Source organism: Kosmotoga pacifica (assembly GCF_001027025.1).
Classification (GTDB): Bacteria; Thermotogota; Thermotogae; order Petrotogales; family Kosmotogaceae; genus Kosmotoga_B; species Kosmotoga_B pacifica.
In genome coordinates this window covers 2,032,456-2,051,441 of sequence record NZ_CP011232.1, presented here as the reverse complement: position 1 = coordinate 2,051,441, position 18,986 = coordinate 2,032,456, and the positions used below count along the sequence as shown (strand labels likewise).

Sequence of the window (18,986 nt, the reverse complement as noted above, 5' to 3'; positions counted from 1 at the left end):
AAAGACTCCCGGAGGTGAGAGTATGAAAAAGGTTGTTATCATACTATCAACAGGTGAAGAAGAAAAACTCATCACCGGTTTGATGTTCGCCGTAAACGCCATTAAATACCACTGGTTTGAAGATGTGAAAATTTTTCTTTTTGGCCCAGCAGAAATGCGCGTTACAAAATCAGAAAGACCCAGAAAGCTGTTGAAAGAGATCGAGAATCTGGGAGGATTTGCTACAGCCTGCAAATTCCTCTCAGACAGAAATAATATTTCTGAGTATTTGATTCATATTGGCTTGAAAGTCGATTACGTAGGCGAACCGATTTCAGAGCTCATAAACAATGAATATATTCCTATGGTGTTTTGAGCTGAAAACTGAAATATCATCAAAAAGCTCGAAAACTCAAAAGAACTCTCTTTTTCAAGCATCTTGAGAGAGTTCTTTTAATCTTTTGTCTTTTTCTTTCCATTCATCGCGTACCGGTAATTTTGAAGCCATCAGGTAATACCTTATTCGCCTGTTGTCATTTGTTCATGCATTCATACAGCTGTACCAATTTTATTTAAGGTTCGATGCTGGTGGGGTCAACTTTTAGAAAGAAATTTTCAGTGGGTTCATACTCCCATATCGTCCAGAGGATTGTAAGTATTTATCCCCATCACAATTAAGTGGCCGTAGACTACCAAGCAGTGAGATAAAATATTTTGAGTTGCTTTGGTATCAGACTAAAGCCTTTCCACGAAGACAACTCTACCGAGTTCTTCTATGGGAATACGCCTTTCAACGAAGAAATCGGCAAGAGCTTTGAAATTTTCACTTTTGCATGTAAGCGTAGCTCTTACAGAAGTTCCATATTCTACATCAACAATATTGAAGTCCTTTCCTTGAGCAAATTTTCCTATGAAAGTATTCCACATACTGTAATCAATTTCTATACTGAACCTTTTTCCGGGACAATATTTACCTTTTTGACCCATTTCCAGTGTTTTTCTGGCGGTGGAATTGTAGGCATCAATAAGTCCCCTGACACCGAGTTTTATTCCACCAAAATATCTAGTTACCACCACCACTATGTTGGTCATATTGAGTGACTCTATTGCGGAAAAAATCGGCCTGCCGGCAGAGCCATGAGGCTCGCCGGCATCCGAAAAATTAAATTTTTCCACACCATTCATGTTTACTTTGTATGCCCAGCAGTTATGAGTGGCATCCTTGAAACGGCGGGAGATTTCTCTGATAAATTCCTTCGCCTTTTCTTCACTCTCGCAGTGAGCAGCATGTCCGATAAAGACCGAACGTTTTATGTTCATTTTGAACTGTGTGTCGGATATCAATGAAAGGTAACAGTCCACATTCACTCACCTTTCATCAAATCGTTAATGAAGTCCATTTCAGAGCCAAGTATGAACTTAGATCCTCCCAGGGTTTTTTCATAAACTTCCATTCTCTTCCAGAAATCGTAGAACTCTGGATCGAGGGAGAAGGCTTCTGCGTAGATCGAAAGAGCCGAAGCATCTCCGGTCCCTTTGAGTATTTCCGCTTGTTTCTCAGCTTCTGCGAGCGTTATTGTCACTGTCTTGTCCGCTTCTGCTCTGATCATGTTCGCTTCCTTTTCACCTTCCGCTCTGATGAGAGCTGCCTCCTGATATCTTTCGGACTTCATTCTATTGAACACTGCGTTCATATTTTCCTGTGGGAGGTTGGCCCTCTTTATGCGGACTGCGACTATCTCTATACCAAAGTCAGTCATTTCCCGAGCGGATTGAGTTGTAACCGTATCTAAGATTTCCGGACGTTTCTCAGAAATCACTTCTTCAAAATTCATCCCAGCTATGATGTTCCTGACCTTGGAATAGACAACATCATCTATTCTCGTTTGAGCGATGGTAATGGTCTTCATGGATTTAACAAATTTCTCCGGATCCACGATCTTCCAGAGTGCATAGGTGTCCACAAGCAAAGTCTTTTTGTCTTTTGTAAAAATCCTTTCTGCGGGTACATCGTATACAAGCAAACGCTTCTCAAAGCGCACAACGTTGTCAATGAACGGCTGTTTCATATATAAACCGGGTTCTGTATCCACCTTAACGATTTCTCCAAACCTCAATACCACTGCCTGCTCCGTTTGATCCACGGTGTAAAAGAATCCGGGAAGAAGAATAAGAGCCAGAATGAAGATAATGGCCAACGCTATTAAAAATTTCATATCAATTCCCCCCTTCCATTAACGGGAGGTTGAGAAGCTTCAACACTCCGGAGTCGCCAGTAATAACGTATTTTTCGCTGTTTCCGAGCACACTGTTGAGCATTTCAAGATACAGCCTTTTCTTCGTAATTTCAGGAGCCTTCTTATATTCCCTAAGTACGCTCTTGAATCTTTCAGCCTGTCCGAAGGCAGTCAGATATTTTTCCTGAGCGTAAGCCTCGGCTTCTCTAAGTAACTGCGCTGCGTTTCCTTGGGCTCTGGGTACAACATTATTCTTATACTGTTCAGCTTCATTGATGAGCTTTTGCTTGTCCTGTTTTGCGTTGTTCACATCATCAAAGGCTGCTATGACTTTCGATGGCGGACTTACTTCCTGCAGATAGACATTCTTCACTGCAATACCTGCATCGATCTTGTCGAGCTCCTCCTGAATTCTTTCAGCGGCTCTGTCTGAAATGGTTTCTCTCTTAACGGTCAATATATCGTTGATCCCAACTGCCGCAACTTCCTCGCGCATGACAGCTTCAGTGGTGAAACGCACAATTATAGATGGATCCACTAAATTAAACGCGAATTTTTCAGGCTCAAGAACATAATACTGAACAACTGCCTCGACGTAAACTATATTTCCGTCATTTGTAAGCATGAGTGCCTCATCTTCGTAGGATCTATAACTCCCGGGTGATATTGTTCTGAAACCAATTTCTTCCTTTCTGAGTGCCGAGGTATTAACTTTCACAACGCTCTCTATGGGTGCCGGCAGATGGTAATGCAATCCTGGCCCAACAGATATTTTGAACGCGCCAAATCTTTTCACAAGACCAACTTCGGCTGGTCCCACAAAGAAAAATCCCGAAAGCAAGTAAACAGCGACAACAATAAGAATTATCAACCAGATAAATCCAACAGTGAGTTTTAATATTGGCTTCTTCCCTGGCTTTTCAAATTCATCGTTGAAATCATTAGACATATGATCCCCCCTTCCATAGTTTTACCTCTGGTTCAAGTTTAACACCATACGCTGAGAAGACAAGCCCTTGTATCTTCTCTATCAACATCTTTACATCCTCTTGTGTGGCATTACCTCTATTGATGATAAAACCCGCGTGTTTCGTAGAAATTTCCGCTCCACCGATTCTTAACCCTTTGAGACCGAGAGCATCGATGGTTGTTCCTACATAGAAATCTTCGCGCGGTCTTTTAAAAGTACTTCCCGCACTTGGCAGATCAAGAGGCTGTTTTTCGAGCCTTCTTCTCAATATCCGTTCCATCTCTTTGCGAATTTTCTCTTTCGGAGCATGCCTGAGTCTTAGTACAGCTTTCAATATGACATACTTCTGTAGTGAACTATATCGATAAGAAAATTCGATCTCATCCGCTCTCAAGATTTTCAAGTTCAGATTATCATCGAGCACTGTAACCTCTTCAACAAAGCTCCCTATTTCTCCACCAAATGCGCCTGCATTCATGAAAAGCGCTCCACCAAGACTTCCCGGTAATCCCGAGAGGAATTCGAGCCCGGAAAGCTCCTCAGCTACCAAAATTCTTAAAAGTCGTCTCATGGTGATCCCACATTCAGCAGTAACCCTATTGTCTACCGTTTCATATCCGGTAAGGAACCTTGTACTCACCACAATGCCATTGAACTCCGGGGGTGGAACAACATTAGAACCTCCACCTAAAATTTTGTAGCTTTCTCCAGCTTCCTTGAGAATGTTTAAAGAATCGATGAAGGCCGAAACAGTTTGAGGAAAAACAACTGCCTTTGCGGGCCCGCCTATCCTTATCGTAGTATATTGTGACAACTTCTCTCCAAGGCGAACGTCACAACCAGCAAGATATAAACTTTTAAAAAGCTGTTCTTTCATTTCTTTTCGTTTTCCCTTCTCCAGAAGTAAAGCTTTTCCAGTATCTCATCGCCTTTTTGTAATGTTCCGAGAATGTCTTTGAACTCAGGTCTGTCCATCAACATTATCTGAATGCCTTCGAGAACGAATGCCTTTGTGCCTTTATCGAGTCCGGCTTTTGAATAGAGCTTCACGAGGGCTTTGAGTCCTTTAATGGACTTAGTATGGCTCAAAGCCATTATAAGCTGGTCGATAAATTCCAGTGTCTGAGCCTCCTCGAGGAGTAATGTGAGGACATCAACAATTCTTTCCCCTTCTCCGAGCTTTGCGAGAGCTTCATAAATGACAACCTGAGCGTCTTCATTGTCGTATAGCTGTAGTAGCGAATAAAGTGTTGGAACAGCTCTGGTTTCGCGAATTTCACCAAGTTTGTCCACAATGTATAGAACTGTGATATCATTTCTTACCTGTTCTTTCTCAATGTGTTTCAGTTCGTTGATGAGAGCTTTACGGCCTTCTTCACCGATCTGTGCGAGTGCATCAAGGCAGATTTGTGCTGTCTCATCATCTTCTTTCCTCAACAATTCCATCAGTACAGGAATGGCTTCTACACCTTTTTCATCCACTATTTTTCTGATCAGTTCATTTCTGTCCATCATCTCACCTCTAATTTTCCTATCATGTCTCTTATCTCTTTTACACGCTGTTCTCCCGTGAGCTCCTTAATATTCGAAAATACGCCACCTTCTACTATTTGCTTCACTACTGCAAAATGTCTGTGAGCTTTCTCAGCGATCTGGGGCAGATGAGTTATGACTATGCACTGCGTTCCTTCAGATATCTCCAGCAGTTTATCCGCAAGGACATGTCCCTGCCTCGCGCCAACTCCTACATCAATTTCGTCAAAAACAATTGTCCCCAGATCCAGACTATCCTTCACTGCCGCTTCAATGGCAAGGATTATCCTCGATAGTTCACCACCAGAAGCTACACGCCCAAGTTCTAAAAAATCGCTACCGGGATTTGTTCGAACATAGAGGACTATCCTTGAAGTGCCGTAGGGTAACGGCATTTCTTCTGGAAAAAATCTGAATTCCAGATCCGCTGAAGGCATTTTCAGATCGCGGAGATGGTTTTTCACTTCCTCATATAGATAATTAGCGGCTTTTTTACGCTCAACATCGAGTTTATTACCGAGCTCCTTTAATTCTACAAGGAGCTCCCTTTCAATTGTTTGAAGTTCATTTTTACTTTTCTCAAGAAGGTTGAGTTCCTTCAGTCTGTTTTCGAGCTTTTCTTTCATTTCCAGGATTTCTTCAATTGTACTGCCGTATTTGCGTTTAAGGCCCTGAATGAGATTCAATCGCTCTTCGAGTCTGATGAGTTCTTCCTCGTCAATATCAAAAGCTTCCATTTCTTCAATAACCCGTTCATGGAGGTATTCAATCTCTTCAAGGGCAAGCTGTGCGTGTTCCAAGAGTTCACCATATCCCAGAGATTTGAAATTGTTCAATTCTTGAATAACCGTTGAGATTTTTGCGTATACAGAATCATCTGCATCCTTCAGCAGGTTCGAAAGAATTTCAAAAGTCTGTTGGAGAACCTTGAAATTCTGGACTTTTTTATATCTTAACTCTATTTGCCCGTCTTCTTTTGGATCGAGTCGTGCTTTTTCAATTTCGGCTATTTGATACTGAACGAAGTCCTTCTCACGTTCAATGGCTGCAGGGTCAATGTGGAGTCTGCTGAGCTTTCTTCTCACCATAAGCAAACGGTTATATTTCTCATTGTAACTTTCAATTAATGACCTGGAAAGCGTTTTATCGAGTATGAAATGGTGCTTTGACGCGTCAAACAACTTCACACTTCCATGCTGCGAATGGATTTCAATGTGCCCATCCAGTAATTGTTTTATTAGCTGCTTCGGAACAATACGTCCATTCAACCTGTATAGTGTCCTCTGTGGATGGAAATCCACCCTGATAAGGAATTCTTCACCCCCGAGATCGATACCGAGTTCAGCGGCTCTGGATAGAAGGGATTCATTTCCCAGAAAGGTTGCTTCCACAAAACTGTCATCTTCGACCTCCCAGTTACCAGTGTTACCGGTGATGGACTTTAGGGCTCTCAAAATTATTGTTTTACCTGCTCCTGATTCACCTGTAATAACGTTGAGTCCTGGAGCAAATTCAATGTAAAACTCCGGAAATGTCAGAAATCTTCTACCCCTCAGGGTCAGTATCATTAGATCACCCCAAATCATAATGTCCTATTAATTATACTATCCGATGATTTCAGTCTTCTTAATACGGACTGAATTGAGTTCTGTAACCAGCACAAGAAAAAAATCCAAATAGAATCGTAAAATAACCTTCTTGACAGCTTTTCAAGTGATACGTATAATGAAAAAAGACAGCGAGAAAAGGAGGTAGACCCGTGAAAAGAACATACCAGCCTTCAAGAATCAAGAGAAAGAGAACCCATGGATTTCTTGTGAGAAGCCGCAGCAAGTCCGGTAGGGCCGTTCTTGCTAGAAGACGCAGAAAGGGCAGAAAGAGACTGGCCGTGTGAGTCCTGAAAGGGAATTTCTAAAAAAAGAAGAGCGACTGAGAAAGAAGGCAGACTTCGACAGGGTATTCAGATACGGCGACGCGATTCAAGACCCTTTTTTTGTTGTTATTTATATCAAGAATGGTCTGCCTTTTTCTCGTATAGGTATATCCGTAAGAAAAAAATTTGGAAAAGCACATGTTAGAAACCGTCTACGAAGACTTGTAAAAGAGATATTTAGAAGACACAAAGCTGTCTTCCCGAAGGGCTATGATATACTCTTTATTGCAAGGAAAGAACTATCCGACTCGTTTAAGCGTAGAGAGGCTGATTACTACTTCCTTTGCGAGAGACTATTGAAGATTGCGAGACGAATCGATGAAAAGCAAGAAAAAAATGGGAATAGCGAAAAAAGCGGCACTGAAATCAATTGAGTTTTATAAAAAGCACATATCTCCTCTAAAACCTCCCAGTTGCAGGTTCACGCCGACCTGCTCTACTTATATGTACAAGTCTATAGAGCACTTTGGCCTTTTCAGAGGACTTCTGCTTGGAACCTGGCGAATTCTTCGTTGCAACCCATTCAATCCGGGCGGTGAAGATCCCGTTCCGGAAGAATTTCCCATATCACTTTCATTTCCGAGGAGGAAGAAAAATGAAAAAGTACGTTATTAGCATCTTTCTACTCTCCATAGTATTATTCTCTTCCGCACTATTCGCTTATAAGATGACTTCTGAAGAAGCAACAGATGGAACGCTCTCACTGGAAACCAAGACATTCATAATCACCTTTGACCTAAATCTCGGGGTACTCAAAGATATATACATAAAGGTCGATAGAAGAACCGATCTGATATCCCGTTATGGGCACGACGGATTTAATGTCTTCGCTGGAGATGAAGAATTACTTCCAGTATTTCACGAATATTTTAGAGACAGAAACGGAGATTTTATACTTCGCTTTGACTATGAAAACGGTACTAAGACTTTTATTATTAAAGACAATCCATTCTACGACTTTGAAGTTCAGTTTGACTTCGTAGAACCTGTGTCTATGACTTTCCCCTACATTTCCAACATCAAAATGTTCGATGCTAGCAGTTATCACATGAGCTACTCAGAAAAACCAAAAGCTCTTATGGCAATCTATTCAACCGACGTTACTTTTTCGGATGGAACTTTAACGGCGGAAACTGGTAAAGGTTCCATAAAACTCTACGCTGGACCTATAAAACTCATCTATATTTCAGAAGCTCTTCCTGAAATGTACGACACGATAAAGAAGAACCTCTCAGAATTCGGTGCTCTAAGCATCTTTAGTTATATCTATCACGGTCTCGTGGCTTTTCTGTATTACCTTTTTAAATTCACAGGCAACTTTGGTTGGGCGATCATCGTCTTCACGCTTGTGGTAAGAGGCATTCTCTATCCTCTATACCATGTTCAGACAAAATCCATGATCGAAATGCGTAAGATTCAGCCAGAGATAGAGAAATTGAGGAAGAAATACAAAGATCCTCATAAACAACAGCAAGCGTTAATGGCTTTGTATAGAGAAAAGCACATCAATCCTGCAACAGGTTGTTTGACCTTACTCATTCAGCTCCCTGTTTTCTTTGTGTTGTACTCAGTTATAAGATATTTCAGTGAAATGTTTGCGTATGCTCCAAAGTTTCTTTTCTGGTCGGATCTGTCTACAGGTGGTTTTTTACAGAACAGTCTGCTCATTTTGATCAGTATTGTAACCGGCATATACCTTGCAACTGTGACCAGTCAGGATGGAAGAACCGCAAGACAGGCTATGCTCATGTCTGTAATCTTTCCATTCCTCTTTTACACATTGCCAACAGGTCTTTTCATCTACTATGCTACCAACAGCATAATTCAGCTGCTGATAACCATTTACGTTTATAGAAGATACGGTATGAAAGGTATTACTCTAAGGGAAGCATTCGGTCTTCCACCCAAACCAGCCAAATGAATAGACGACAGACACAGGAGGTGCTCCAGCGTGAAACTCGATACAATCAAAGCACAGAGTGTTGAAGAAGCGGTCAGGGTCGCAATTTTAAGGTACGATGCTTATGAAGACGAACTGAATATTAATATTGTTGAAAAGGGATCGAAGGGATTTCTTGGCTTTTTCGGGGGCAAAGAAGCCGTAATTGAAGTGCAACTTCTACCGACGTATTTTGAGAGAAAAATAGGTGAGTACCTTGAGGGAATATTGAAGCATTTTGACAAAGAAGTCATTTATGATATCTCTGTGGTGAGAAAGACTATATTAGTCAATATAAAAGGGATTGATGTCTCAAGGCTCATTGGTAGACATGGAAAAACCGTCAGTGCCCTTCAACACATACTCGGTATCTATGCAAACAGGCTCTCTGACGTAAAACTCAATGTCTCAGTAGATGTTGGAAATTACAAAGAAGAGAGAAGGCAGAGTGTAGAAAGCCTTGCGCACAAAATGGCAAAACTGGCTCTGCAAAAAAAGGATAGGGTGGAGCTTGAGCCGATGTTTGCTAAAGAGAGAAGAATTGTACACGAGGTTGTTTCAAAATACAGAAACCTCAGAAGCTATTCCGTGGGGCTTGAACCTTATAGAAGAGTGGTCATCGAGTATGAGACGAGAAAAAATCACAGGAATTATGGGAGGCGTTGGGTAAATGGAAGGCAAAATAATCACAGGAAAAGCACTCGAAATAACGCCACAGAAGTTTGACAACGACAAGGTAAAAGGTGTGGAGAAGAGGGTACTGATCGGGAAAAAACTAGACGCACCAAATTTCGTCATGAGACTCTTTACGGTAGCACCCGGTGGATACAGTCCCAAACATTCCCACAATTGGGAACACGAAGTATATATTGTTTCGGGAACGGTCACGGTTGTAACCCCCGAAGGCGAAATTAAATTGGAGGAAGGTTCTTTCGTGTATGTTCCTAAAAATGTCGAACATCAGTTCAGAAATGATTCCACGGAAACGTTGAACTTTATCTGTGTCATTCCAGCATATGCCGGAGAATAGAGAGGAGGGAAAGTCATGCCAAGGTACAGATACATATGTGAAACATGTGGAGAAGAAATTGAAATCTTTCAAAAAATAAGTGACAAACCTTTGACTAGCTGTCCCTCCTGCGGAGGAAGCGTTAGAAAAGCTATCACGAACGTTGGCGTGATATTCAAAGGTAGCGGATTTTACTCAACAGACTCCAAAAGCTCTACGAAAAAGTCTGAAAGCTCCAGTGAAACTTAAAATTGAAGATAGGGTACAGCATTGGTATCAAGGGGAGAGAACTCTCCCCTTTTGGCTTTATTATAAGCTGCCATCGCTATCATAGCAGCGTTGTCCGTGCATAATTCGATGGGTGGAAAGTAAAGATTGTACTTATCTTTAGAAAGCACCTGAGCTTTGTTCCTTAGATACCTGTTAGCGGCAACGCCCCCCGCAAATACGATTTCTTTGACGCCGTACTCTGCGGCAGCTGCAAAAGTTTTACTTAAGAGGGAGTCAACGACTGCGGCCTGGAAAGACGCTGCGATGTCCTCGACCTTAGCTTCGGGGTTCTTCCTCATGAAATAGAGCACAGATGTTTTTAAACCGCTGAAACTGAAATCATAATTACCCTTTTCTCGTAGAGAGCGGGGGAAATTGTATTTTTCTTCTCCAGACTTAGCAATTCTCTCTATTTCGGGACCTCCAGGATATCCCAGTCCGAGAAGTCTCGCAACCTTGTCAAAGGCCTCGCCAGCAGCGTCGTCCCGGGTCTTTCCTATCCTTTTCATAGAATCCCATGAATTAAGGAAAAAGAGTTCAGTGTGTCCACCAGAGACCAGCAAAACGAGAAATGGGGGATTCAAGTCGGGAAAAGAAATTAGATTCGCATAGAGATGACCGTGAAGGTGGTTCACAGCAACAAAAGGCTTACCAAGGGCAAGAGCGAGTGCTTTTGCAAAGGAGAGACCGACAAGAAGCGAACCCACAAGGCCGGGGCCGTAGGTAGCTGCAAAAACATCTATCTCATACACAGAAAGTCCCGCTCTCTCAAGCGTTTCGTCCACAAGGGAAGCGAGTATTTCCAGATGGTGCCTGGCAGCTATTTCCGGTACGACGCCACCGTACTTTTTGTGTATGTCAATCTGAGAAGCGAGGGTGTTTGACAGCAACGCTGTGTCCTCAACAATAGCAACGGCTGTTTCATCGCAAGAACTTTCAATTGCAAGAACTTTCATCAGGCAGATTCCCTCTTTATTACCTTGGCTTCTTTACGCCCTTCAACTACCTCTCGGGTGATGATTACCTTTTCAACATTCTGCATTGAAGGAGCTTCGAACATAATGTCCATCATGATATTTTCTATCACGCTCTTCAGGGCTCTGGCTCCCGTTCCTCTTAAAAGAGCCTTTTCTGCAATGGCCGTAAGAGCGTCTTCTGTGAATTCTAACTCAATTCCATCGAGTTCAAGAATCTTCTGATATTGTTTCACTATCGCATTCTTGGGCTCAAGCATTATTTTCTTCAAATCTTTGACACTCAGATCGTTCAACGTCGTGAGTACAGGGAACCTTCCAACGAATTCTGGAATAAGACCGTACTGAATCAAGTCATCCGGTCCCACATGTGAAAGGATTTCACCGAGTCGGTAGTCCTTTTTACTTTTTATCTCCGCACCAAACCCCATGGTGGATGTGAGTATCCTCTCTTGGATAATATTTTCAAGACCGTCGAAGGCGCCACCTACTATGAAGAGAATATTCGTGGTATCGACTTTGATGAACTCCTGATAAGGGTGCTTCCTCCCACCCTGTGGTGGGACATTTGCTATCGTACCTTCAACTATCTTCAGAAGGGCCTGCTGAACACCCTCTCCAGAAACATCTCTTGTTATCGAGGGATTAGGAGACTTTCTGGCTATCTTGTCTATCTCGTCAATATAGACGATTCCATACTGCACACGCTCAACATCGAAGTTTGCAGATTGTAGAAGCCTTAAAATGACATTTTCCACATCTTCGCCCACATATCCCGCTTCCGTAAGTGGTGTTGCATCAGCTATCGCAAAGGGGACGTCCAGAATTCTGGCAAGGGTTCTCGCAATCAGAGTTTTACCGGATCCTGTAGGACCAATTAGCATGATATTTGATTTTTCTATTTCTACGTCTTCTACTCCTCTAAATACCCGTTTGTAATGGTTATATACAGCCACGGAGATAGCTTTTTTGGCCACTTCTTGACCGATCACATATTTATCAAGTTCAGCCTTTATCTCAGCAGGTGTTGGGAGCTTCTTATTCGATTCTCTTATCGTTTTTACATCCTGCTTCAAAATATCATGAAAAAGATCAACACACTCATCACAGATATACCCCTCTGCACCCGAAATGAGCTTCTTGACCTGAGATGAAGGCCTACCACAAAATGAACAATGTTTTTCTAATGGCAAGTCTATTCCCTCCTAAAGGTTACTGAATATATTATACACTCTACTCCCTCAAAGTGTTGTGAATAATTAATTAATAGCGCCTTTTTCATTCACGTAACTTATTGATGCTATCATTTCACCGAAGGAGAGTGATCTTTTGAGAGCTGCATTGATAGATGGATACATAGATGAACCCGCCTCTCTTGGTGTGCCACCGTATATTTCTCAACGTGTTCGAGCGATAGCGGGAATCTTATTTTCCAGAGGAATAGATGTTGATTACCACACAATAGATGAGGTGAGAAAAAAGGAGCTGTGGGGCGCCTTTAATGAATATGATTATCTAATTCTTCACGGTGGGCTCACTACACCGGGACATTATGTGGGTGGAACCCCAGCAAGCCTTAGTGAATTTGAAAAGCTGCTTTCTTTAAACAATCATCCCGTAAAAATAATTGAGGGACCGATAGTAGTTGGATATTCCCTGAAAGGTGGCAGAAAAGCCAGGGAAATTTCATTTGGACAAGCGGATGTTTTATTTTCGAAGGAACTGGAGCTGGCAGAATACTTTGGAATCGAAACAGGAAAGGATTACTACGAACTAATGAACGAGTTTTATCGACTCGGTGCAGCCATTATTCCGCAACATCCTGGATATCCCGATGTGATCATCGAATTCGACATCTCCAGCGGCTGCGAAAGACAGGATGGCTTCTGTTCTTTCTGTACTGAATCCCTTTTCTACGGTAGATTTAAAAGTCGGGATTTAAAGGGTATTGTGAGAGAACTAGAAGCCCTTAAAACTGTTGGAGTAAAAGCTGTAAGATTCGGCAGAAGCGCCAATGTCATAGCCTATGGTTACGATGGAAAGAAAAAGCTTCCAAACCCAGAAGCCGTTGAGACACTATTCCGCGTTACTTCAGAACTCTTACGTCCCGAAGTGTTACATATAGACAATGGCAATCCCATTTTTATAGCGAAGCATAGAAAAGATGCCATAAAAATACTCGAGAGCATCGTCAAATATGATACACCCGGTGATACAATATCTTTTGGAGTCGAGAGCTTCGATCCCGTTGTAAGACAGATGAACGGTATTGGTGGAACTGCGGAAGAGATTATAGATGCGATAAAATTGGTAAACGAAATAGGTAATGTAAGAATCGATGGTATTCCCAAACTACTACCCGGTATAAACCTTTTGTATGGTTTGCCCGGAACCACAAAGCGCACCTTTGAGATCGATTTTGCTATGTTGAAAAAAATTCTCGAAGACGGTCTCATCATAAAAAGGCTGAACATACGCCAGGTGATGGTTTTTCCAGATACGCCGCTGTCGAAGCAACGACTTCCAAAGATAAATAGAAGTCTTTTCGAGAAACACAAAAGAACTATACGAAGTTCTATAGACAATCAAATGATCCGCAGGGTTTTCCCCGTCGGAGCGATTATAAGAAGGGTGATACCCGAATTCAAGAGAGGTGCCTTGAGCTTTGGTCGACCTCTCGGGACATATCCAATTCTCATTGGAACCTACGCACCTTTCGATAGGCCAACTGATATGGTTGTTATTGATCATGGAATACGTTCCATAACAGCAATCCCTCTCCATAGTAATTTGAATTCGATGGACATAAAGGTCTTAGAGAGCATCCCTGGTATCGGAAAAAACAGGGCAACGAGTATACTTTTAAAACGCCCCTTTACTTCATGGAAAGAAGTTGAAAGTTCTTTAGGTAAAGAAGTCAGCGAGACCTTAAGAAAAATTGGCGTAATAATACAGGAGGGGTTAACTTGAAGAGAATTGCCCTTATAACCACCGGCGGGACAATAGCCATGACCAAAGACCCCAGAACAGGGGGAGCCATTCCCGCCCTTTCAGCGAACCGGAGCATTACGGAGATAGACCGACTCAAGGAGATAGCTATGATAGAGCATCACGAATTTTCAAATCTTCCAAGCCCCCACATGACACCAGAGACTATGTGGAAGCTCTCTATGTTGGTCAACTCTCTTCTCAAACGAGATGATATATCTGGTGCCGTTATAACCCACGGTACAGACACACTTGAAGAAACAGCTTACTTCCTTGACCTCACAGTTGGTAGTGAAAAACCAGTTGTGTGTACGGCCGCCATGCGCAGTATAGATGAACTCGGTACTGATGGACCGAGGAACGTCGTTTCTTCTGTACGTGTCGCTGTAAATCCCATAAGTGTAGGTATGGGAACGATGGTGTGCCTGAATGATGAGATACATGCGGCTCGTGAGGTAACAAAAACATACACCAGCAATGTAGCGACTTTTGATTCTCCCGGTTACGGCCCTCTGGGAATAGTAGATGAAGACAAAGTTATATTCTACCGCAAACCGCTTCTAAGGGAAAGTTTCGAAGTTGAAAAAATTGAAGAGAACATCGCCCTGTTCAAGACCTTTACTGGTGACGATGGTAGAATACTTAGAACACTACCTGAAATGGGTTTTAAAGGCATCGTCCTTGAAGCCTTTGGACGGGGTAATGTACCACCAAAGGTCGCAGATAGCATCGAAGAATTAATAACAAAGCAACATATCCCTGTAATCATAACATCGAGGTGTTTCAAAGGAAGAGTGCTTGGAGTCTACGGATACAAAGGTGGGGGGCTAAGCCTGGAAATGGCGGGTGCAATCTTTGCGCAAGGGCTTTCTTCCCAGAAAGCCAGAATAAAATTGATGATTGTCATGGGAATCACCAATAAACTTTCACAGATAAAGGAGTTTTTCGTTCACTCGAGAGGAGGCCGTGGATGGATAAGAGCATAATAAGATCACCAAGGTTCATGGCTATCTTTTGTACAATAATCTATTTTCTAATCGGTGCGCTTGTTTTGACTATTTCATCGACAATATCTGCTATCTTTATTCTTGCTATTGCTATAGTCTTCATTATCGAGCCATGGATGAAGTTCGCTACAACTACATTGAAGCTGGGACGCGCGATAGCTGTAGCTCTTGGCCTTGGAACACTCTATCTTTTACTCATTCTTGTAACCGTCTTTTTGATTCCCACTGTTATTCAAGAAGCCTCTAGCTTTTATTCAACCGCGTTAAATTTCTTTCCAGCCGAAGAAAACACTAAATTCACTCCAGTTGAAATAGAACTCAATATTGAAAACATCCTCACTAACTACAAAGAAAAGAAAAATCCTGCGGTAGAAGATAATGATATCAAAGCCCTAAAAGATGAACTTATACAATATATGGTTAATGGCAATATTTCGAACCTCGAAACCTTGAAATCAAAACTACCCCTGCAAGAATTGGCCAGAGAAAATTTTGTTATTATTTTGCCCTCAGAAAGATGGGAAATTGATGAAACAGAAGTGGCTGCGATTATAAGCAAATACGATAAATTTTCCGCAGATGCCACTTCACTGGCAAAAGAGATTAAAGAGCGAACCACAAGTTTCACTTCCAGTGAAGATTGGAAACCTGCTTTCGAATGGCTCATCAACAAACTGAATAAAAATCTTGATGAACAAAGAAAAGTACAGATACTCACGAGTATAAGGAGCCTTTTGATAGAAATTCAGGCAAAATTTAGAGAATATCTCACCGCTTTTCTGGAAAAAATCCCCGGTCTTGTGTCATCAATGATTACTGTGATGTTCTTCGTTATCATAGGCACGATATATTCGAGCTACTACTTCGATGAATTCAAAAGGCATCTACCCAGAATTTACCCAAAATCCTCAAGAAAACTGGCAATAGACTTTTTAAAAGATACCTATGGAAATCTCGAGCGGTATGTGGTAGCCATTATTTTGGTTGCTTTGCTAACAGGAGTTTGTGTGGGTATCGTAGTGAAGATACTGGGTATCAAGTTTAGCCTCCTGATGGGAGTTTGGGCTGCAATAACCAATCTCATACCAATAGTGGGGGTCATATTGGAAGTAATCCCGCTCTTATTACTTAGCTTATCTCTTAAAAGCTGGGCAGTTCTGCTTGTATTGTCGCTTTTCCTGACGTCAATTCACGTCATGGCATTCATTGTGTTTCTCAAGTTGATGCGAGGATATAACCGTATAAACCCTGTTGTGGTCATCGCGATGATAATAATCATGGGACAATTGTTCTCAGTTCCAGGGGCTTTCATTGCTGTTCCTCTAACCATAATACTGAAAAAATTCTGGGAGCATTTTCTTAGCCCTTGGATGGAAAAAACGTGATCAAAGGATCAAGCATGCATCGCCAAAGGAGAAGAAACGGTATCTCTTCTCCACGGCTTTTTCATATGCTTTAAGGATCTTCTCTCTCCCGGCAAAGGCAGAAACCAACATCAACAGTGTTGACCGTGGTAGATGGAAGTTCGTAACAATACCATCAACGATCTTGAATTCAAAAGGTGGGTAAATAAAGATATCGGTGTATCCCGATTTAGCTATAAGCCTACCCTTATTTTCAGCTACAACTGACTCTAATGTGCGCACTACAGTAGTTCCAACAGCAATTATTCTGTTTCCATTTTTCCTGGTTTTGCCGATCTTCTCAACAGTCTCTTCAGAAATAGTGTAAAATTCGCTGTGCATTTTATGTTCCTCGATATTCTCAACTTTTACCGGTCTGAAAGTGCCAAGTCCAACGTGCAGAGTGATGTACGCGATATTAACCCCCATGTCTTTAAGTTCACCGAGGAGTTGTTGGGTGAAATGTAGGCCAGCAGTGGGAGCTGCTACAGAACCTTCAGTCTTTGCATACACGGTTTGATAAAGTTCGGGATCATTGGGATATTTGCTTATGTATGGTGGTATAGGGAGTCTCCCGATTTCTTTGATTATCTCCTCTGCATCTGGTTCGTTGAATTTCAGAATCCGTGTGGAATCGGGAAGGTGTTCGATAACTTGGCAGCTCAATTTCTCAAAGAGCAATTGGCTGCCTTTCTTGATCTTCGAGCCTGGCTTCACAATGGCTTTCCAGATACCAGAATGTATTTTTTCTATCAAAAGGACCTCTATTTTCGCTCCCGTGCTCTTGTGGCCATAAAGCCGTGCCGGGATCACCTTACTATCGTTCAAAACGAGGAGATCACCAGGCTCAAGGTATTCCTTTATATCGTAGAACCTCCTATGTTCAAGATTTTCAGAATCTCTCCTTATCACCAGAAGCCGACAATGGTCTCTTGGCAAAATGGGTTCCTGAGCTATCAGTTCCTCTGGTAGTTCGTAATCAAAATCGGTTATCTTCATCTCAAATCCTCCGGTCTTATTATCTCTATTCCTTCCGTATCGTATTCCATGAACCTATCATAACTTAATACGCTACCTCCCACACTTTTAGCAAGCTGTATAATTCGTTCATCAGCTGGAGAATATAGCTCAACGTGCGGTAACATCAACCATCTTTCTAGTTCCAATTGCTGGCTTCCTCTGATTTTATACCTCACATTTCCATCGAATACAATCCTGTAAGGAAAATAAACGGGTGAACAATATGCAAGAAGTTCAAAGACTCTACTCAGATTTTTTAAATCAGGAAATTCAGCTTTTGAATATGCGATGTTGCTGCCGTCTATGATGATCGGAATAGTATTTTTTGCAAAAAGCACTGAACGTACGTATGGGTGAGAATATCTCAAATTTTTAAGTTTCTTTCTCGCAGTACTATTGAGAAAAGCTATTCTCTCACGTCCTTCTTTCAGCTTTTTGATATCTGTGAGCTTTATACTAAGCAGGAAACTCGATAGATCTTCAGGTACTGGAAGAACATGAAAGTTCAAAGCGCATTCCAGCATGATATAGTTGTCAAAAATATTCCCAACTACAGCGTCACATTCTTCCTTCCATAGAAGATACTCCTGAACACTGTGAAAATTTTCATTCAAAGGAACGGGTGGATAAGAAAAGGGATAGATATAATAAAGCAACTTGAGCACTTCTGAATTCTCTGATTCGCTCAGTTCTACAACAAATTTAACTCTTTCTTCTAATGATTTCTCTCTCTCTGAAAGCACCTCTATCAAAAAAACAAACTCGTCCTCATATTCAAGTAATTTTAGTGCTCCAAGTTCCTTCTTTAAAAAGCTCCTGCCCTTTTCAGGCTTTGCACTTCTCAGTATATAAGAAATCTTTACTATTTCCTTTTTTCGCGTCGAATAATACGAAAAAAAGCCGTCTTCGTAGAGTTTTTCTTTAGCTGCTTCGAGTATGTCCATATGATCATCACCTTTTTCTGAAAGGATAATCACTCTGATACAGAGTTTTTACTCCCTCTTTTTCCTTTCCTTTGACAGTCTTCTATGCTTATGATATAATGAACTTCGTAAAATTAAACTATTGAAGAGGTGAAGGCCCGATGAAAAAAGCTATACACCCCGAGCTAAAGCTCGTCACTGTGAAATGTACCTGTGGGGCAGAGCATATGTTCTGGTCAACGCGCGAGGACATAAAGATTGACCTTTGCTCCAACTGTCATCCCTTCTATAAAGGTGACACGAGTTCACTGATCGTCGACACTGAAGGAAGAGTACAAAAATTCAAAAACAAGTACGGCGACAACTATTGAGTTGTCGCTAATTTCATATCTGAAAACCATTGGAGGTTAGGAATGTGAGCGTGAAAGTTGGCAACATTGTTGAAGGAAAGGTCACCGCTGTGATGAAGTTTGGAGCTCATGTTGAGCTGGAAGGTGGTGAGCAGGGGTTCCTTCATATCTCCAAGATCTCCAAGAGCTATGTAAAGAAGATTGACGACCATCTAAAAGTAGGACAAAAAGTCAAAGTAAAGGTCGTTGGCACAACGAGAGACGGGAAATGGGAACTTTCAATCAAGGACCTGGGGGAAACGGGTAGTGAAGGTCAGAATGCCGATAAGGAGTTCGAGAGGAAGCTTGCCAAGTTCTTGAAGGACAGTTCGAGAAAGATCTCAGACTACAGAAGAAGACTCGATAAGAAACGCGGAATAAAAAAGAGATAATCAAAGAGGTAATCGAAAGG

General features: G+C 41.8%; 23 protein-coding genes. 13 read left to right on the top strand and 10 right to left on the bottom strand.

The features are described 5' to 3' along the window. Positions 1 to 22: 22 nt before the first annotated feature. Positions 23 to 355, top strand: a complete 333-nt coding sequence (locus IX53_RS09720; protein WP_047755194.1) for a hypothetical protein — start codon at positions 23 to 25, stop codon at positions 353 to 355. A gap of 359 nt (positions 356 to 714) precedes the next feature. On the opposite strand, the gene IX53_RS09715 is transcribed toward IX53_RS09720, so the two are convergent. From IX53_RS09715 to IX53_RS09690, 6 genes are read right to left on the bottom strand one after another with little or no spacing between them, the layout of a single operon-like run. Further along, positions 715 to 1,341, bottom strand: a complete 627-nt coding sequence (locus IX53_RS09715; RefSeq protein ID WP_053001291.1) for an IMPACT family protein — start codon at positions 1,339 to 1,341, stop codon at positions 715 to 717. Between the two features lie 2 nt (positions 1,342 to 1,343). Further along, positions 1,344 to 2,201, bottom strand: coding sequence for a protease modulator HflC (hflC, locus tag IX53_RS09710; RefSeq protein WP_420811587.1), 858 nt, complete (start codon positions 2,199 to 2,201; stop codon positions 1,344 to 1,346). Further along, positions 2,197 to 3,165 carry an FtsH protease activity modulator HflK gene (hflK, locus tag IX53_RS09705; protein ID WP_082128558.1) on the bottom strand — a complete coding sequence of 323 codons (969 nt, stop codon included), beginning with the start codon at positions 3,163 to 3,165 and terminating at the stop codon, positions 2,197 to 2,199. Before hflK ends, hflC begins: the two co-directional genes overlap by 5 nt. Beyond that, positions 3,158 to 4,063, bottom strand: coding sequence for a UDP-N-acetylmuramate dehydrogenase (murB, locus tag IX53_RS09700; RefSeq protein WP_047755192.1), 906 nt, complete (start codon positions 4,061 to 4,063; stop codon positions 3,158 to 3,160). Before murB ends, hflK begins: the two co-directional genes overlap by 8 nt. Then, entirely contained in the window at positions 4,060 to 4,698 is a 639-nt protein-coding gene (locus IX53_RS09695) for a HEAT repeat domain-containing protein (protein ID WP_047755191.1), read from the bottom strand. Before IX53_RS09695 ends, murB begins: the two co-directional genes overlap by 4 nt. Next, complete coding sequence (locus IX53_RS09690) at positions 4,698 to 6,287, bottom strand: DNA repair protein RecN (protein ID WP_047755190.1); 1,590 nt, start codon at positions 6,285 to 6,287, stop codon at positions 4,698 to 4,700. The genes IX53_RS09695 and IX53_RS09690 overlap by 1 nt, the downstream gene beginning before the upstream one ends. Positions 6,288 to 6,478: 191 nt before the next feature. Between IX53_RS09690 and rpmH the strand changes: the two genes are divergently transcribed. The 7 genes from rpmH to IX53_RS09655 are packed head-to-tail and all read left to right on the top strand — an operon-like array spanning position 6,479 to position 9,849. Then, on the top strand, positions 6,479 to 6,613 hold the full coding sequence (rpmH, locus tag IX53_RS09685) for a 50S ribosomal protein L34 (RefSeq protein ID WP_047755189.1): 135 nt from the start codon (positions 6,479 to 6,481) through the stop codon (positions 6,611 to 6,613). Further along, complete coding sequence (gene rnpA, locus IX53_RS09680) at positions 6,610 to 7,026, top strand: ribonuclease P protein component (RefSeq protein WP_047755188.1); 417 nt, start codon at positions 6,610 to 6,612, stop codon at positions 7,024 to 7,026. The genes rpmH and rnpA overlap by 4 nt, the downstream gene beginning before the upstream one ends. Beyond that, positions 6,989 to 7,267: a membrane protein insertion efficiency factor YidD gene (gene yidD, locus IX53_RS09675; protein WP_047755187.1), complete on the top strand. Its 279-nt coding sequence runs from the start codon at positions 6,989 to 6,991 to the stop codon at positions 7,265 to 7,267. Before rnpA ends, yidD begins: the two co-directional genes overlap by 38 nt. Further along, entirely contained in the window at positions 7,248 to 8,573 is a 1,326-nt protein-coding gene (gene yidC, locus IX53_RS09670; RefSeq protein ID WP_047755186.1) for a YidC/Oxa1 family membrane protein insertase, read from the top strand. The genes yidD and yidC overlap by 20 nt, the downstream gene beginning before the upstream one ends. A gap of 30 nt (positions 8,574 to 8,603) precedes the next feature. Continuing rightward, entirely contained in the window at positions 8,604 to 9,317 is a 714-nt protein-coding gene (jag, locus tag IX53_RS09665) for an RNA-binding cell elongation regulator Jag/EloR (protein ID WP_047755185.1), read from the top strand. Further along, positions 9,262 to 9,621 carry a cupin domain-containing protein gene (locus IX53_RS09660; RefSeq protein WP_047755184.1) on the top strand — a complete coding sequence of 120 codons (360 nt, stop codon included), beginning with the start codon at positions 9,262 to 9,264 and terminating at the stop codon, positions 9,619 to 9,621. The genes jag and IX53_RS09660 overlap by 56 nt, the downstream gene beginning before the upstream one ends. Positions 9,622 to 9,636: 15 nt before the next feature. Continuing rightward, on the top strand, positions 9,637 to 9,849 hold the full coding sequence (locus tag IX53_RS09655) for an FmdB family zinc ribbon protein (RefSeq protein ID WP_047755183.1): 213 nt from the start codon (positions 9,637 to 9,639) through the stop codon (positions 9,847 to 9,849). Here IX53_RS09655 and tsaD read toward each other — a convergent pair. Both tsaD and clpX read right to left on the bottom strand, forming a co-directional pair. Further along, positions 9,846 to 10,826: a tRNA (adenosine(37)-N6)-threonylcarbamoyltransferase complex transferase subunit TsaD gene (tsaD, locus tag IX53_RS09650; protein ID WP_047755182.1), complete on the bottom strand. Its 981-nt coding sequence runs from the start codon at positions 10,824 to 10,826 to the stop codon at positions 9,846 to 9,848. The genes IX53_RS09655 and tsaD overlap by 4 nt on opposite strands. Beyond that, the gene (clpX, locus tag IX53_RS09645) at positions 10,826 to 12,037 is read right to left on the bottom strand and encodes an ATP-dependent Clp protease ATP-binding subunit ClpX (protein ID WP_047755181.1); all 1,212 of its coding nucleotides are present in this window, start codon (positions 12,035 to 12,037) and stop codon (positions 10,826 to 10,828) included. Before clpX ends, tsaD begins: the two co-directional genes overlap by 1 nt. A gap of 136 nt (positions 12,038 to 12,173) precedes the next feature. On the opposite strand from clpX, the gene IX53_RS09640 reads away from it, so the two are divergent. From IX53_RS09640 to IX53_RS10700, 3 genes are read left to right on the top strand one after another with little or no spacing between them, the layout of a single operon-like run. Next, positions 12,174 to 13,814, top strand: a complete 1,641-nt coding sequence (locus IX53_RS09640; protein WP_047755180.1) for a radical SAM protein — start codon at positions 12,174 to 12,176, stop codon at positions 13,812 to 13,814. Next, positions 13,811 to 14,818: an asparaginase gene (locus IX53_RS09635; RefSeq protein ID WP_047755179.1), complete on the top strand. Its 1,008-nt coding sequence runs from the start codon at positions 13,811 to 13,813 to the stop codon at positions 14,816 to 14,818. The genes IX53_RS09640 and IX53_RS09635 overlap by 4 nt, the downstream gene beginning before the upstream one ends. Next, positions 14,803 to 16,224, top strand: coding sequence for an AI-2E family transporter (locus IX53_RS10700; RefSeq protein WP_053001290.1), 1,422 nt, complete (start codon positions 14,803 to 14,805; stop codon positions 16,222 to 16,224). Before IX53_RS09635 ends, IX53_RS10700 begins: the two co-directional genes overlap by 16 nt. Here IX53_RS10700 and queA read toward each other — a convergent pair whose 3' ends face one another. Further along, a complete protein-coding gene (gene queA, locus IX53_RS09625; protein WP_047755178.1) occupies positions 16,225 to 17,241 on the bottom strand; it encodes a tRNA preQ1(34) S-adenosylmethionine ribosyltransferase-isomerase QueA in 1,017 nt (338 codons plus the stop codon). Continuing rightward, entirely contained in the window at positions 17,238 to 18,239 is a 1,002-nt protein-coding gene (locus IX53_RS09620; RefSeq protein WP_047755177.1) for a hypothetical protein, read from the bottom strand. Before IX53_RS09620 ends, queA begins: the two co-directional genes overlap by 4 nt. Before the next feature lie 107 nt (positions 18,240 to 18,346). Between IX53_RS09620 and rpmE the strand changes: the two genes are divergently transcribed. Both rpmE and IX53_RS09610 read left to right on the top strand, forming a co-directional pair. Next, a complete protein-coding gene (rpmE, locus tag IX53_RS09615) occupies positions 18,347 to 18,556 on the top strand; it encodes a 50S ribosomal protein L31 (RefSeq protein WP_047755176.1) in 210 nt (69 codons plus the stop codon). Positions 18,557 to 18,600: 44 nt separating this feature from the next. Then, positions 18,601 to 18,966 (top strand): S1 RNA-binding domain-containing protein, encoded by a 366-nt coding sequence (locus tag IX53_RS09610; RefSeq protein ID WP_082128556.1) that lies wholly within the window; start codon positions 18,601 to 18,603, stop codon positions 18,964 to 18,966. Positions 18,967 to 18,986: the final 20 nt, after the last annotated feature.

Excerpts from the sequence above, each read along its gene's own strand:
- hflK (WP_082128558.1), bottom strand. The coding sequence starts at position 3,165 with ATGTCTAATGATTTCAACGATGAATTTGAAAAGCCAGGGAAGAAGCCA.
- yidD (WP_047755187.1), top strand. The coding sequence starts at position 6,989 with ATGGGAATAGCGAAAAAAGCGGCACTGAAATCAATTGAGTTTTATAAA.
- IX53_RS09690 (WP_047755190.1), bottom strand. The coding sequence starts at position 6,287 with ATGATACTGACCCTGAGGGGTAGAAGATTTCTGACATTTCCGGAGTTT.
- queA (WP_047755178.1), bottom strand. The coding sequence starts at position 17,241 with ATGAAGATAACCGATTTTGATTACGAACTACCAGAGGAACTGATAGCT.
- rpmE (WP_047755176.1), top strand. The coding sequence starts at position 18,347 with ATGAAAAAAGCTATACACCCCGAGCTAAAGCTCGTCACTGTGAAATGT.
- IX53_RS10700 (WP_053001290.1), top strand. The coding sequence starts at position 14,803 with ATGGATAAGAGCATAATAAGATCACCAAGGTTCATGGCTATCTTTTGT.
- IX53_RS09720 (WP_047755194.1), top strand. The coding sequence starts at position 23 with ATGAAAAAGGTTGTTATCATACTATCAACAGGTGAAGAAGAAAAACTC.
- tsaD (WP_047755182.1), bottom strand. The coding sequence starts at position 10,826 with ATGAAAGTTCTTGCAATTGAAAGTTCTTGCGATGAAACAGCCGTTGCT.
- IX53_RS09695 (WP_047755191.1), bottom strand. The coding sequence starts at position 4,698 with ATGGACAGAAATGAACTGATCAGAAAAATAGTGGATGAAAAAGGTGTA.
- murB (WP_047755192.1), bottom strand. The coding sequence starts at position 4,063 with ATGAAAGAACAGCTTTTTAAAAGTTTATATCTTGCTGGTTGTGACGTT.
- IX53_RS09655 (WP_047755183.1), top strand. The coding sequence starts at position 9,637 with ATGCCAAGGTACAGATACATATGTGAAACATGTGGAGAAGAAATTGAA.
- IX53_RS09660 (WP_047755184.1), top strand. The coding sequence starts at position 9,262 with ATGGAAGGCAAAATAATCACAGGAAAAGCACTCGAAATAACGCCACAG.
- yidC (WP_047755186.1), top strand. The coding sequence starts at position 7,248 with ATGAAAAAGTACGTTATTAGCATCTTTCTACTCTCCATAGTATTATTC.